The 14,574-nt window shown below is 39.0% G+C and carries 11 protein-coding genes; 3 read left to right on the top strand and 8 right to left on the bottom strand.

Annotated features, from left to right (window positions below; genetic code table 11):
- The 3 genes from G498_RS0103455 (at window position 1) to G498_RS0103445 (ending at window position 2,576) form a co-directional block, all read left to right on the top strand.
- A complete protein-coding gene (locus tag G498_RS0103455; protein WP_026979875.1) occupies window positions 1-840 on the top strand; it encodes an ion transporter in 840 nt (279 codons plus the stop codon).
- Window positions 833-1,783 (top strand): tRNA (adenosine(37)-N6)-dimethylallyltransferase MiaA, encoded by a 951-nt coding sequence (gene miaA, locus G498_RS0103450; RefSeq protein ID WP_026979874.1) that lies wholly within the window; start codon window positions 833-835, stop codon window positions 1,781-1,783. Before G498_RS0103455 ends, miaA begins: the two co-directional genes overlap by 8 nt.
- A gap of 61 nt (window positions 1,784-1,844) precedes the next feature.
- Complete coding sequence (locus G498_RS0103445) at window positions 1,845-2,576, top strand: acyl-[acyl-carrier-protein] thioesterase (RefSeq protein WP_026979873.1); 732 nt, start codon at window positions 1,845-1,847, stop codon at window positions 2,574-2,576.
- Between the two features lie 53 nt (window positions 2,577-2,629).
- On the opposite strand, the gene G498_RS0103440 is transcribed toward G498_RS0103445, so the two are convergent.
- The 8 genes from G498_RS0103440 to recN form a co-directional block, all read right to left on the bottom strand.
- A complete protein-coding gene (locus G498_RS0103440) occupies window positions 2,630-3,346 on the bottom strand; it encodes a response regulator transcription factor (protein WP_026979872.1) in 717 nt (238 codons plus the stop codon).
- Window positions 3,347-3,350: 4 nt separating this feature from the next.
- Complete coding sequence (locus G498_RS0103435; RefSeq protein ID WP_026979871.1) at window positions 3,351-4,934, bottom strand: sensor histidine kinase; 1,584 nt, start codon at window positions 4,932-4,934, stop codon at window positions 3,351-3,353.
- A gap of 71 nt (window positions 4,935-5,005) precedes the next feature.
- On the bottom strand, window positions 5,006-5,590 hold the full coding sequence (coaE, locus tag G498_RS0103430) for a dephospho-CoA kinase (protein ID WP_026979870.1): 585 nt from the start codon (window positions 5,588-5,590) through the stop codon (window positions 5,006-5,008).
- 3 nt (window positions 5,591-5,593) lie between these two features.
- A complete protein-coding gene (locus tag G498_RS0103425; protein ID WP_026979869.1) occupies window positions 5,594-6,592 on the bottom strand; it encodes a glycosyltransferase in 999 nt (332 codons plus the stop codon).
- An 86-nt stretch (window positions 6,593-6,678) separates the two neighbouring features.
- Window positions 6,679-8,799, bottom strand: a complete 2,121-nt coding sequence (locus G498_RS0103420; protein WP_026979868.1) for a GEVED domain-containing protein — start codon at window positions 8,797-8,799, stop codon at window positions 6,679-6,681.
- Between the two features lie 150 nt (window positions 8,800-8,949).
- On the bottom strand, window positions 8,950-11,580 hold the full coding sequence (locus tag G498_RS0103415) for a T9SS type A sorting domain-containing protein (RefSeq protein WP_026979867.1): 2,631 nt from the start codon (window positions 11,578-11,580) through the stop codon (window positions 8,950-8,952).
- Between the two features lie 72 nt (window positions 11,581-11,652).
- Window positions 11,653-12,846 (bottom strand): enoyl-ACP reductase FabV, encoded by a 1,194-nt coding sequence (fabV, locus tag G498_RS0103410; protein WP_026979866.1) that lies wholly within the window; start codon window positions 12,844-12,846, stop codon window positions 11,653-11,655.
- 63 nt (window positions 12,847-12,909) lie between these two features.
- Window positions 12,910-14,562 carry a DNA repair protein RecN gene (gene recN / locus G498_RS0103405; protein ID WP_026979865.1) on the bottom strand — a complete coding sequence of 551 codons (1,653 nt, stop codon included), beginning with the start codon at window positions 14,560-14,562 and terminating at the stop codon, window positions 12,910-12,912.
- Between the last annotated feature and the right edge of the window lie 12 nt (window positions 14,563-14,574).

Raw genomic sequence — 14,574 nt, 5'->3', positions numbered from 1 at the left:
ATGAGAGCACTTAAAAGCAAATACGATATACTGCGCCAGAAAATTTACATTGTCATTTACGGTTCGAATACCTTTGCAGGCAAACTGTTCGATTTAACGTTACTGGGCGTTATTCTGTTGAGCGTACTTTTGGTGATGCTGGAATCTGTGCAACAACTCGATGCCAAGTACCATACCTTTCTTATAGTGTCGGAATGGATTATCACCGTGACGTTTACTTTGGAATACATCCTTCGGATTATCTGCAACAGGAAACCGCTCAATTATATTTTCAGTTTTTACGGCATTGTCGATTTTATTTCGATTTTACCAATGTACCTGTCGTTTTTCATACCGGGTTCCCGTATGTTGTCAGTTATCAGAGCCTTACGTTTGCTTCGTTTGTTCGGAATTCTGGATTTGGTGCATTTTACCGGACAAGAATCCCAACTGAAATTAGCGATTAAAGCCAGTCGGACCAAAATCATCGTATTCGTGTATTTTGTACTCATTGTGTCGATTTTACTGGGTGCGATAATGTATGTGGTGGAAGGAAAAGAAAGTGGTTTCACGAGCATACCGGTAAGCATTTACTGGTGTATAGTTACTTTAACTACAGTTGGCTACGGAGATATTGCGCCGGCTACCACACTGGGCCAAATTATAGCATCCTGCATCATGATTATGGGTTACGGTATTATCGCGGTTCCAACGGGAATTGTGACTGCGGAATTTGCAAACGCCAAGCGAAATCAGTCGAAAGACGATTCTTCGAGAACCTGCCCGTCCTGTACTTCTATAATTTATAACGAAGAAGCCCGCTTTTGCCATCATTGCGGTGAAAAATTAACGAATGACTAATTACCTGATTACCATCATCGGACCAACTGCCATCGGAAAAACCGCTTTGAGCATAAAACTGGCGCAACATTTTGGTTGTGAGATTCTTTCGTGCGACAGCCGTCAGTTTTTTAAGGAAATGAAAATTGGTACAGCGGTTCCTAATGCTGATGAATTGGCAGCGGCGAAACATCATTTCATTCAGCATATTTCGGTTTTTGACAATTATTCGGTGGGCGATTTTGAAACCGATGCAATAGCCAAATTAGATGAACTTTTCAAAGAAAATAACGTTCAGATTATGGTGGGCGGCTCCGGTTTGTATGTGGATGCCGTTTTGAAAGGCTTTGATGATTTTCCGGATATTGAGGCTTCGGTTCGTGAAGAAATCAATACCAAATACGATACATTAGGACTTGAGTATCTGCAAAATATACTGAAAGAGCTGGATTCGGAATATTACAACAAACTGCTTTCCGAAAACCAGCAAACCCTTCAAAACCCGCAGCGTATGAAACGTTTTGCGGAAGTTTGTCTCGGCACCGGAAAACCCTATTCGTCCTTCATCGGCAAAAGAAAAAACCAGCGCAACTTCACGCCCATTATCATCGGTTTGGAAGCCGATCGTGAAAAAATGTACGAACGCATCAACCTCCGCGTCGATATGATGCTGAAAGAAGGTTTACTGGAAGAAGCAAAATCGCTATATCCGAACAAACAGCTAAACGCCTTACAGACTGTTGGTTATCGCGAATTATTCGATTATTTTGACGGAAAAACGACTCTGGATTTTGCTGTGGAAGAAATTAAGAAAAACACGAGACGCTTTGCCAAACGTCAGATCACCTGGTTCAAACGAACGGAAAATGCAAAATGGTTTGATTATCAGACGGACGTTTCGGAAATCATTACCTTTGTGGAAACAAGAATAGAAGAGAAAAAAGGGATAAGGGATAAGGAATAAGACGCCTTTCTTTTCACTTTTCACTTTTCACTTTTCACTTTTCACTCATAACTCATTCAAAATGCCTATCTCACCTAATTTCACCTCCATATATTCACACGAATGGGAAATCAACTTTACCCAATGTGCGCCGAATGGCTATCTGAAATATGTGGATTTGTGCAATTTGCTGCAACTTACCGCAGCGGAACATTCTATTTTGGGCGGGTTGAGTTTTAATGACATGCAGGATCATCATCAGGCTTGGGTATTGAGCAGAATCCGTATAGAAATTGATGCCTTACCGAAATGGCAGGACAAAGTAATCGTAAAAACCTGGATTGAAAGCTTAGAAGGCAATAAATCCATCCGTAATATTGAAATGTATCTTGACGATAAAAAAATTGTCGGAGCCACAACTTTTTGGGCAGTTTTCAACACGCAACTGCGAAAATCGGAACCGTTGGCTTTACCGCATGAGCATTTTGAAAAATTTCCGGAGCATCATGCCACTTCCAAAGGGTTTTCGCGTATCAATCTGCTTCAGGACGCGGCTAAAATTAGCGAACGTACGGTGGTTTTATCTGATTTGGATATTGTAAATCATGTGAACAATACCAAATATCTGGAATGGTGTTTGGATAGTTTGCACCCGAAATCCGTTTTAAAAAAAGAGATTAAAGCCATGGAAATGAACTTTTTGCGGGAACTTAATTTGTTCGATGATGTTGAATTACACGCCAGTGAAAATAAAGATTTCTTCACCATCACCAAAGAAGGCAAAGTGTGTTTTGCTTTAGCGCTTGAAAAATAAAAAAGCCCTGATTACTCAGAGCTTCTTAACCAATAATTATAATCTTAACTTATTTATTCTGCAGCTTTACCTTTAACTACCAAACGGAAGCCCTCGCCATGAATATTCAGAATTTCGACGTCTTCGTCTTGTTTTAAATATTTTCGCAATTTGGCAATGTACACGTCCATACTTCTGGAAGTAAAGTAGTTGTCATCTCTCCAGATTTTGGTTAACGCCAATTCACGCGGCATCAAATCGTTTTCGTGCAACGCCAGCATTTTAAGCAATTCGTTTTCTTTTGGTGATAATTTGATTGGTTCTTCACCCGGATACGTTAGGAAACGCAATTTGGAGTTCAGATGGAATTTCCCTATTTCGAATTCGAATTTGGTTGTATCTGTTTTGGTTTCCGAAGCTTTTCGCATGATAATCGCTTTGATTTTCATCAGCAACACCTCAGAATCAAATGGTTTGTTCAGATAATCGTCTGCTCCTACTTTATATCCTTTCAGCACGTCTTCTTTCATGGATTTCGCAGTCAGGAAAATAATCGGCACTTCTTTGTTTTTATCACGGATTTCTCTTGCCAAAGTATAACCGTCTTTGTAAGGCATCATCACGTCAAGAATGCACAAATCGAAATTGTCTTTCTTGAATTTTTCGAAACCTTCCATTCCGTTTTTAGCCAGAGTAACGTCGAAATCGTTAATGGTTAAATAATCTTTCAGCACCGCCCCGAAATTCGGATCGTCTTCTACCAATAGGATTTTTTTGTTAATTGTATCCATATTCTTAATTTATTAAAGGCATTTTCACGGTGAAGGTACTGCCCTTCCCCTTTTCACTTTCTACAAAAATCTGACCGTTATGGTCTTCTACAATTCGCTTAACGTAAGCCAAACCTAAACCGTGGCCTTTCACGTTATGCAAATCGCCGGTGTGCTCGCGATAGAATTTTTCAAAAATTCTCTTTTGCGCCACTTTACTCATTCCGGCACCCTGATCTTTCACCTTTATAAGGACGAAGTCTTTTACATTTTCTGTAGACACTTCAATTACAGGGGCTTCCGGTGAATATTTCACGGCATTGTCCAATATATTTACAATTACATTTGTAAAATGAACGTCATTCAATAATATCGTGGTTCGTTTGGCGGCTAAATTCGTCCTGATGACACCACCGCGGTCTTCCACAATAAGGTTTACGTGTTCGATAGCATCTTCCACTATATCGTGAACATCGGTTGGTTCCTTACTGATTTCCAACTCTTTTCTCTCCAGTTTCGAAATGCGCAATACATTCTCTACCTGAGCGTGCATGCGTTTGTTCTCGTCCCGAATCATTTGGAGGTAACGCTGAATTTTTTCTTTATCTTCTATAATCTTCGGATTCTTTATCGCATCTAACGCTAAGTTTATCGTCGCAATAGGCGTTTTAAACTCGTGGGTCATATTGTTGATGAAATCCGTTTTGATTTCTGATATCTGTTTCTGCTTGATTAACTGATGTAAAGCACTGAAATAGGCCACAATAATCACCAGCGTAAAGAGTAACGATAAGGAAGTGATTCCCACTAAGGACGAAAATAAAAACTTTCCTTTCTGCGGAAAACTCACCAGCAACTGAAAGCGGGATTCGTTGTCGTTATCGGTAAAAACAGGAATTTCATACGTTGAATTTTTATCGTAATTGAAATTTTCCGATTTCACTTTGGTAGCCAGACCGTTACTGTAAATGGCAAATTCAAAAGGGGTTTTTACACCATATTCCCTGAGTTCGTTTTCAAGCATGGCCCGCAAACGTTCTACCGATATCCGCTCCTGAATAGACTTTAATGCAATGATGTCTTTGAAATAAATCTCAAATTGTGCTTTATCCAGAATGTCCAGCGTTCCTGATTTTTCTATGGTTACATCGGGTGCTGTGGTTTTCTGAAGGCCGGAATTGTCAATCATTTTTCCGTTGTAAATCTCAGTTTTTCGTTTGGCGACGAAATTCTTAAGTGTTACAGAATCAGCGTTTTTATCAAAGAACGAACGGTTTAAATTGTAATCTTCCTGAATGATGGTATTCGAATAAATGATTTGCTCATTGGTTCTCGGATTGCGCTCCACATAGAAGTATTCTTTCAACTCGCTTTGTTTGGGCGCTTTCCCAATACTGTCTTTCAGCTTATTGTACTTGCGATAGAATTCAAACGCTTCCTGTTGCTGCAATTTATTGGCTACGTTACCAATTACCTGCTTCACGTGATATTTGAATTGTTCTTCGTTATTCTGATAAGACGTATTAATCCAATACAACTGAACCAGAATAATTCCCAAAAGGGACAAACTCATCAAAACAACAAGTATTCGGAATCGCGTTTTATTCATCAAATCAAAATTAACATTTTAACATTTATGCCTTAAAAACATTAACCAAAGATTAACATCTGCTTAAGTTTTTACATTTTATTCAATTCTTTAAGTATTTCTTCAGTTTTTTTTATAGCCGTTTCTAAATCAATATTTTGGATTACATAATCGCTTAACGGAATTTTCTTTTCGTCACTCCATTGATTTTTCATCCGCTCCAAAACCTGTCCCTTACTTACCTTGTCACGCTTCATTACCCGGTCTATTTTTACGTCTTCGGGTGCCGTTACCAATATAATTTTATCACAGTCTTTAAAAGTTCCGCTCTCAAACAATATAGCGGCTTCTTTGATTACGAAAGGCCTGTCTTTATATTTTTCAACCCAATCCGTAAAATGTTTTCTAACCTCCGGATGAACAATGCTGTTGAGTTTTTTAAGCTGTTCCGGCGACGAAAAAACCAATTCGGCTATCTTTTTACGGTTGAGCTGGTTGTTTTCGATGATGTTTTCATCAAAAACCGTCTGAACTTTTTTAATCACTTCAGGGGTGTTCATTAGCTTTTTCGCCTCTTCATCTGCAATATAAACCGGAATGCCACGCTTTTTAAAATATGCGGCAATTGTCGATTTTCCACTGCCTATTCCGCCTGTAAGTCCTATAATTTTGGTCATTCCTTATTTTTTAAAAAACAATTCCGGAAAAGCTGCTTCCGGTTTTTGTTTTAACATTCGTACTTTAATAAAAGACGACAGAAAACCGATTCCGTAACCTAAAAACTGAAAAAACGCTGCAAATACGCTTAAAAATCCAATCCATAAACTCATGGTTTCAGTCGAAGCAATCCAGAAAAGGATCAGAAAATAAGCCACTAACACTTTAACCGGAATGGTAAATCCAAACAGATACAACAAAGCGGAAACCACCATACCCAACAAAAACAAACTTGGTGCCCAAAATGTTATTTTACTGTATTTAGGATACCAAGAATCTAATATAGGTCTTGCTTTTCCGAACTTATTTACCTGTTTGTAAAACTTATTAAAATCGATTCTTCGCTTATGAAACACATAGCAGTCTGAGAATAATTTGGTTTTATAGCCTAATTGCCACAAACGAATCGCCAAATCGGGATCTTCTCCGGGATGGATATTCCCGAATCCTCCGGAGACTTCAAAAGCTTTTTTAGAGAGCCCCATATTAAAACTTCTGGGCTGAAATTTTCCGATTTTCTCGGTGCCGCCACGTACACCCCCAGTTGTTAAAAATGAGGTCATGGTAAAGTTTATGGCTTTCTGAACCGATGAAAAAGAGTCGTGTGCATTATCCGGCCCACCGAAACAATCCACGTAATCAGCTTTCAGGTTTTTATCCACCGAAGCCAGATAGTGTTCCGGAAGGATGCAATCAGAATCTAAAATCAAAAAATAGCTTCCCATGGCATGCTTCATCCCGAAATTCCGCGAATCTCCGGGTCCTGAATTGGGTTTACTGAAATACGAAATAAACAACTTTCCCTCATATTTTTTTACTACCTCATGACAAGGAACCGTCGAGCCGTCTTCGACAATAACGACTTCAAAATCTTCATGATAGTTTTGCTGTGAAAGGCTTTTTAAGAGCTCTTCCACTTCATCGGGTCTGTTAAAAACCGGTACTATAAACGAAAAATACATAGCAACAAAACATTTTAACAAAGATACTCTTTATAAAAATAAAAAAGCCACCAAATTGGTGGCTTTTAAAAGAATATTATGCAGAATTATTGTTTCACTACTTTGATTGATTTTGTCAATCCGTCTGCTGTAACTTTAACCATGTAGTTTCCTGAAGGTAAATTACTTATATCAACCTGTACCTGATTGGCACTCAATTTTTCAGTTAAAACTCTCTGTCCTAACATATTGAATACTTCTACGGAAGATATTTCAGAAGAATACGATAAGTTTAATACGTTTGTTACCGGGTTTGGATAGGCTTTGAATGCTGTCATATCGAAAGAACCAGCGCTTAATGACGCGTCGTAGGCTGAAATTCTGAACGTTCCTTCAGTTCCTCCACCATATTCCCATGTATTAATATAAAGTACTTCACCTGGAGTTCTGCCTGTTAAAGCAATCATTGAGAAATTTCCGTCTGCACTGTCATCGTCGTCACACTCGACCAATGTTAAACTGCCACAAGTTCCACTGTAAACTGCTAAACCTGTATCTGTAATCGGGCTTCCTGCATTGCTGTTTGTTTCTATTGTAATATTTCCGGAAGCCGGAACTGTCACAGTATACCATACATCTCCTCCTGAAAAAGAAGCACATCCAGGTGCCGGTGGATTTGAGTTCGTTGCGGCAACATTCGTTCCCACTACAGCATTTGTATTAAATACTCCACCTGGAATTAACACAACCGCACTTGCACAATCATCATTAGCCGGTGGCAAAGCATTTGTGGTAAAAGTGAATGGCCCCGTCCATAAACTTGTCCCGTTTCCGGCGCAATCAGCCTGAACATAGAATTCGTAAGTTGTGGAAGGCAATAAAGTCCCGGTAATATTTAATGGATTCGTTACACCTGGGTTAGATCCTGTACCAACAGGAGCTCCACCTCCAGCAGTGGTTAAATGTACATTCCATAAGTTTTCGGCACAACCAATATTCCATGTTAAAGATGCTGAATCTGTTGTAATAGCATTTGCCGCTAACATTGATGGCTGAGGACAAGCTACTGCAGCAGAAATTGTAACGTTATAATCTTCGGTTTCACCATATCCGTAAGAGTCACATGGATCAATATTAATACCTGTGGTATTCCAAACATCTCTAACGCGCATTCTGTGTGTTCCTAAAGCCGGATTACAGGCAACAACAATTTGGAATGTTGCAGTACCATTAGCAGCAATTGATCCCGTTGTATATCCAACTCTTTCAGAGGTATCGAAAGTACCGTCATCATTATAATCAATCCAAACGGCTACATTTTGACCGCCATAAGAACCTACGGTAACAGAAACAGTATACGTATTACCCGCCTGTAAAGTAGCTGTATAATTTGGCATTCCTGTAAAATACGTAAAAGCTGGGTTAACAGGATCTGCACCAGTGTTGTTAGACAAAGTAGTTCCTATGATTTCAATGTTTGAAATTAAATCACCATCCGTTTTCCCTGTTGTATAAATCGGATCACAGTAACAAACCACACAAGTTGTAAAACTTGATGCGTTACAACCAACAGCATCACCAATTACGTTATAAGGGATAACTGTAACGTAGTAGGTACCGCCAGGTGTTAATGCTCCTAAATCATAAGTTAAAACATTACCAACATCTGTCATATTTAGTATGTCTGTCCCTCCAGGAGTAGTTCCTACATTTAATTTGTATCCGGATGCCCCTGCCGCAGATGACCAGAAAATAACACCAGAATTAACTCCGGTAGCACCATTTCCGGGATTAGACAATATCGTACATGGAGGTACTGTTGTTGGCGTATAGGTCACTTCCACATCAATGGTCATTGTGATAAAATCCGGCCAATCATCATCATCATGTGATGTAATGGTCAGGGAGGTAAAACCTGTAATGTTTGTGTTTTCAAAGTCTGCGGCACATCCTGTATAAACTGTTCCTCCATCAATAGACAAATCAAATCCATACCAGCTGGAACCGTTAGCAGAGCAAAAGAAAGAATCTAAATCATCAGCTCCGTTAATCAATCTTAAATTCGTAATGGCAAAACCACCATTACAGGTGATGTCGGAAGCATTTATTGTAAGCACGGTTGAATCTTCGTCATACCCACTCACAGTGAAAGTCTGTGTACATATAGACTGTGCATATGAAGTTAATCCCACAAAAAAAATAAATGCCAGAAAAGTAATTTTTCTCATAAGTTTTTTAGTGATTTGTTAATATTACAAAGCAATATACATTTTTTTTAGCATTCTTTTAAAATTTAAAAGCGAGAATTAACAAAAACAAGTATTTATATAAAAAAAAAGCGGCTAAATAGCCGCTTTTCATTTTTTTTTCACAAAAAATTATTGTTTAATAACTTTTATTGTTTTTGTCTGACCGTCTGCAGTAACTTTAACTAGGTAGTTTCCTGCATTTAAGTTAGACATATCTATTTGTCCCTGAGCAACATTCAACTCTTTAACCAGTACTTTTTGTCCTAACATATTGAATACTTCTACTGAAGAAATTTCAGATGAGTACGATAAGTTCAATACGTTTGTTACCGGGTTAGGGAATGCTTTGAATGATGAAGCATCGAAAGCTGATGTACCTAAATTAACATCAACCACAATATTATCAACGAATAAATAGAATTGATCTGCAGCAGAATAAGCCTGGAATCCAAAATAGTAAACTCCATCAGCTGCCGGTGTAAAAACAATTAAATCACTTTGAATTGTAGCCTGATTAATATTAGGATAGTCCGCTAATGTATTAACCATTGCTGCCGGACTGTTAGATGTTCCGTAAGCTACTTTAAGCTTTTCAGGGAAAGTTGTCCCTGCATTACCATAATTATACGAAATTTTATACTCCTGACCAGCTGTAAGATTTACTCCTTGTGTAAAGAACCAAACATTTGCAGGACTTGTTGTATTCCATCTGTAACGCAAAGTTTTTGTTGTAAATCCGTATCCTGGATTGTTTTCCACCGTCCATGAATTTCCTGAACCTAGATTCACTTGTGAAGTACAAGAAGGTAAATTAGGCACAGTTGCACTTTCAAAATTCTGAGTATAAGGAATACTTGCCGGAGCACATGTAGTTGTAAAACTATATGGCCCTGCCCAAGTGCTTGTTCCGTTGGCTGTACAATCTGCCTGAACATAATATTGATATGTTGTACTTGCTGCTAACCCAGATAATAGATAAGGATTTGCAACTCCATTTACAACTGTTCCGGTACCCTGAGTAAATCCTGTTGGCCCCCATTCAATATTCCAAGCACTCTCAGTTCCACCAGCTGTCCAATATAAACTTGCAGAATTATTGGTAAAGTTGCCTGCTCCTAAAGCAGTTGGTGCTGAACAAGCAGGCATAAGTTCTACTTGAAAATCATCTATATGAAAATCTATATCCGGTGAAGTTGAAGTTGTAGTCGCTAAGAAACCTATCTTAACAACTCCTGAATATCCTATTAAATTAACAGTTTCTTCCTGTCCCACAGTATAAGTTCCTGCCCCAGTATATGTTTTAATCACATTTGCATTTGACCATGTTGCTCCATTATCAGTAGAAACAACTACTCTAACAACATGTGTTCCTAAAGTAGTTTGTACGGTTGATCCTAAATAAGTAGTCGCCCCTATTTTATATTTGATTCTGTATAAACTTGGTGTTGGTCCTAAATCAATGCTATTAGAAATTATCCAATCATTATCAGGAGTTGCTACAGATCCTCCGTACAAATTAATTCTCACAGCAGCATTAGAGCCAGCATTTCCAAAACCTGCCTCAGCCATCCATTCCGATGTCGTTCCTGTTAATGTTGAACTAGCCGTTAAAGCACCTTTTTTTACTGACCAACAAGTCGGCAAATAGGTCGCAAAAGTTTCAGTTGCTGTTGGTGCTGTTTCCACACCACAAGGAGTTAAAGAAGCTACTGATGAATATGCATTCTCTGATGAAGCAGTACAAGTAATGTTTAATCTGTATAAAATAGGAGTCCCCGAAAAAGCAGGAGGAGTATAAGAAAGTGTCGTAGCACCGGTTCCTCCTATTGCATTAACCCAATTAGACCCTCCGTCTGTTGACTGTTCCCATTGATAAGTTAAACCCGAAACCCCTGTAGACTGCCCAGACACTGTTAAAACCGCTGGCGTATATCCTGTTACGAGCGTTTGGTTTGCAGGAGTTGCAGTTCCTGCAACTGGAGTTCCTGTACAAACTGGTGGAGGCGTAAATTTAAAGATTTGACCAGTTGCTGGTTTTGTATTAATATTCGTTGTAGACGCTGTACTACTAACCGCAGGAGCAGTAACGCTCGTTAAATTTAAATAGCTCCCAGATCCTGAACCTGTTGCCGAACCAATACCAATTGAAGCAGAGCCACTTGCTACTGCGGTCGCTTCTTGTCTGTAAACAAATTCAATTTCGTTAGTCGTTTCGTAAAGCTTTACCTGAAAACTGATAACAGCTGATGTACTACTATAATTCCATTCCCAGTTTTTCCATTCAACTGTCAAAACTCTATTTGGAGCTGAGCCAGTCACTTCATAACTAGCTAATGAAGTTGCCGGACCTGATCCATCCAAATCGTCCCAAAGTGGAGCTAGGATAGGTCTTGATGTAGCATTCGCCGTTGAAAAATCGTTAGTTGTTAACGATGATGTGCCAACAGTATTAAGGCTAATAAAGCCATTTGAACTCATTTTAAACTGAGTATAAGGGACCCCTTCGTAAACAAAGGTAAAACCTATATTTTGAGCAGCACTAATAAAAGTATCAGCTCTTACTCCCGCAAGAGTTGTTGCCGCACCACTGTTATCAGTATAGGTGCCCATACTACTTGTAAACACATATGTTGAAGCCGATTGAGCATAAACCCCAAAAAGACCTAACATAAAAGTTACAATTAATAAAGTAATTTTTTTCATGTTTTTTAATAATTTGAATTGAATAACAAAATTACCTTTTTTTTTTAGTTTCCTCAATAATTTCGGCCTAAAACACAAAACTCACGACGAATCGTGAGTTTTTTAACTTTTTAACAAAAATAAGTAAGATTATTCTTTTATACTGGGCACGTTTACCATCTCGTTTGTATCGGCCAAATAATCAACCCCTTGAAAACCAAAACCGAAAAGATTTAAAAAGTCTTGTTTGTACCCGGCTAAATCGCCAATTTCAACTAATGATTCTGTAGTGGATTCACTCCATAATTTGGCAATTTTATCCTGAACATCGGCTCGCATTTCCCAATCGTCGATACGGATTCTTCCTTTGTCATCAGTTGGAACTTCTCCTCCTGCATATAAACGCTGCTGGAACAAACGCTGAATCTGTTCAATACAGCCTTCGTGAATTCCTTCGGCTTTCATAATTTTGTACAGTAGGGAAATATACAGCGGAATTACCGGAATAGCCGAACTCGCCTGAGTAACCAAAGCTTTATTTACCGAAACATAGGCTTTTCCGTTAAGATCTTTCAGTTTATCGGTAATTTCAAAAGCAGTAGCCTCCAAATGGTCTTTTGCTCTTCCGATGGTTCCTTTTCTGTAAACGGCTTCGGTAACTTCCGGCCCGATATAGGAATACGCAACTGTTGTGGCGCCTTCTGCTAAAACACCGGCACCTTTTAAAGCATCCATCCACATGGTCCAGTCTTCGCCTCCCATTACCACAACGGTATTGGCGATATCTTCTTCCGTAGCCGGTTCGATGGAAACCTGAGAAACATTTCCGGTATGGAAATCAACGGTTTTATTAGTAAAAGTTGAACCAATTGGTTTTAATACCGAACGGTGTAACACGCCTGTAGTAGGATGCAAACGCACCGGAGAAGCCAAACTGTAAATCACCAAATCAACCTGACCTAAATCAGCTTTGATCATATCGATGGTTTGCTGTTTTACTTCGTTTGAAAAAGCATCACCGTTGATACTCTTCGCGTATAATCCGGCTTTATGCGCTTCCACTTCAAATGCTGCGGAATTGTACCAACCCGGAGAAGCTGTTTTCCCTTCTGCTGCCGGTTTTTCAAAAAACACTCCGATAGTTGCTGCATCACAACCAAAAGCACTGGTTATTCTTGAGGCTAGACCAAATCCGGTTGAAGCACCAATTACCAATACCCGTTTAGGTCCGTCTATTTTCCCTTTAGATTTTACGTATTCGATTTGATTCTTAACATTTTGCTCACAGCCTTTTGGATGAGCTGTCAAACAAATAAATCCTCGCATTCTTGGTTCAATAATCATGTCGTACTTTTATTTTGATATAGTTCGTTAGTTTTTAAAGAGTAACAAAAATAGTTCAAAAAATCAATTCAGCAACGCTTTGGCATGATTTAAAGCCGAATCCGATATTTCTTTGCCGGATAGCATTTCCGCAATTTCCGTTATTCTCTCTTCTTTGGTAAGTAATTTCAGTTCAGAAACAGTGGTATCCCCTATTACCGATTTGTAAACTTTATAGTGTTGTTCTCCTTTCGCGGCAATCTGTGGCAAATGCGTGATGGCAAAAACCTGCAGTTCTTCACTCATCGCTTTCATTATATCGCCCATTTTGTGTGCAATCTCTCCCGAAACTCCGGTATCAATCTCATCAAAAATGATGGTTGGCAATTTAGTATAATTCGCCATGATAGACTTTACAGCCAACATGATTCGGGACATTTCACCGCCGGAAGCCACTTTTTTCAGCAATCCGAAATCGGTTCCTTTATTGGCAGAGAACAAAAGCTGAATTTCGTCTTTTCCGTTATGTCCACACGAAGCTGACGGACTTATTTCGAACTGAAAACGGGCATTCGGCATGCCTAATTGCGAAAGAATTTCGGCTATTTTATCGGTTAAAACCGGCGCTGAAGCAATTCTTTTCTTTGTAATTTCAGCTGCTAAAGCATCCAACTCCTTCTGTTGCCCTGCAATTTCCGATTCTAACTTTACAATGGTATTTTCCAGATCGTCCGCCAGAATCACTTTCCCGTCCAAATCGTTTTGAATTTCAAGAAGCTCTTCTATCGTACCCACATTATGCTTTTTAAATAAAGCGTAAAGGGTTTGCAGCTTCTGATTTACCAAATCCAATTTTTCGGGATCGTTCACCAATTTTTCAGATTCGCTTACTAATTCTGAAGCAACGTCGTCTGTTTCAATCAAAATACTGGCAATCCTTTCATGTAAAGTCTGGTAATCTGGTGAAAGTCCCGAAATTTTCTGAAGCGCTATTTTCACTTCTTTCAGGTTCTGAATCACTCCGATTTGCTCTTCGTTGAGTATCGCCAGTGATTTGTCAATGGATTCGCCAATAAATTCGACATTGCTCAGTTTTTCCTGAATACTTTCCAATTCTTCCAGTTCACCCGATTTTAAATTAGCTGTAAGCAATTCGTTGAGTAAAAAGGAATTGTAATCGTATTCTTTGGTTAGCGCATCTTTGTCGGAAATCAGCTTTTTTAAATCACTTTTAAGGGTTTTGTATTTGGAAAGATGTTGTCTGTAATCCGTTAAAAGACTTTGATTGGCAGCGAAAGCATCTAGAATTTCCGTCTGATATTCTTTATTGGTAAGTTCGCGCGTCTGATGTTGGGAATGAATATCAATCAGGAAATCTCCCAACTCTACCAATTCATTAAGATTGACCGGACTGTCGTTGATAAAAGCCCGCGACTTTCCGGATGGCAAAATTTCTCTTCGGATAATCGTTACGTCTTCGTAATCCAAGTCGTTTGCCGTAAAAAAGTCCTGCAACTGGTATTTGTCAATCTGAAAATGGGCTTCCACCACACATTTCTGCTCTTTGTCTTTTAGAGAAGTTAAATCGGCACGTTTTCCCAATACCAGTCCCAATGCGCCCAATAAAATGGATTTTCCTGCTCCGGTTTCTCCGGTTATAATGGATAAACGGTCGGAAAAATTCATTTCCAACTGTTCGATTAATGCAAAATTTTTAATGGTAAGTGATGTCAGCATGCCTCTTTTTCA

The organism is Flavobacterium suncheonense GH29-5 = DSM 17707, assembly GCF_000430025.1.
Classification (GTDB): domain Bacteria; phylum Bacteroidota; class Bacteroidia; order Flavobacteriales; family Flavobacteriaceae; genus Flavobacterium; species Flavobacterium suncheonense.
The sequence above is the reverse complement of the archived record's forward strand: the minus strand, read 5'-3'. Positions and strand labels throughout refer to the sequence as shown.

Coding starts and splice junctions, on each gene's coding strand:
- G498_RS0103455 (WP_026979875.1), top strand. CDS start 1: ATGAGAGCACTTAAAAGCAAATACGATATACTGCGCCAGAAAATTTAC.
- miaA (WP_026979874.1), top strand. CDS start 833: ATGACTAATTACCTGATTACCATCATCGGACCAACTGCCATCGGAAAA.
- G498_RS0103445 (WP_026979873.1), top strand. CDS start 1,845: ATGCCTATCTCACCTAATTTCACCTCCATATATTCACACGAATGGGAA.
- G498_RS0103440 (WP_026979872.1), bottom strand. CDS start 3,346: ATGGATACAATTAACAAAAAAATCCTATTGGTAGAAGACGATCCGAAT.
- G498_RS0103435 (WP_026979871.1), bottom strand. CDS start 4,934: ATGAATAAAACGCGATTCCGAATACTTGTTGTTTTGATGAGTTTGTCC.
- coaE (WP_026979870.1), bottom strand. CDS start 5,590: ATGACCAAAATTATAGGACTTACAGGCGGAATAGGCAGTGGAAAATCG.
- G498_RS0103425 (WP_026979869.1), bottom strand. CDS start 6,592: ATGTATTTTTCGTTTATAGTACCGGTTTTTAACAGACCCGATGAAGTG.
- G498_RS0103420 (WP_026979868.1), bottom strand. CDS start 8,799: ATGAGAAAAATTACTTTTCTGGCATTTATTTTTTTTGTGGGATTAACT.
- fabV (WP_026979866.1), bottom strand. CDS start 12,846: ATGATTATTGAACCAAGAATGCGAGGATTTATTTGTTTGACAGCTCAT.
- recN (WP_026979865.1), bottom strand. CDS start 14,562: ATGCTGACATCACTTACCATTAAAAATTTTGCATTAATCGAACAGTTG.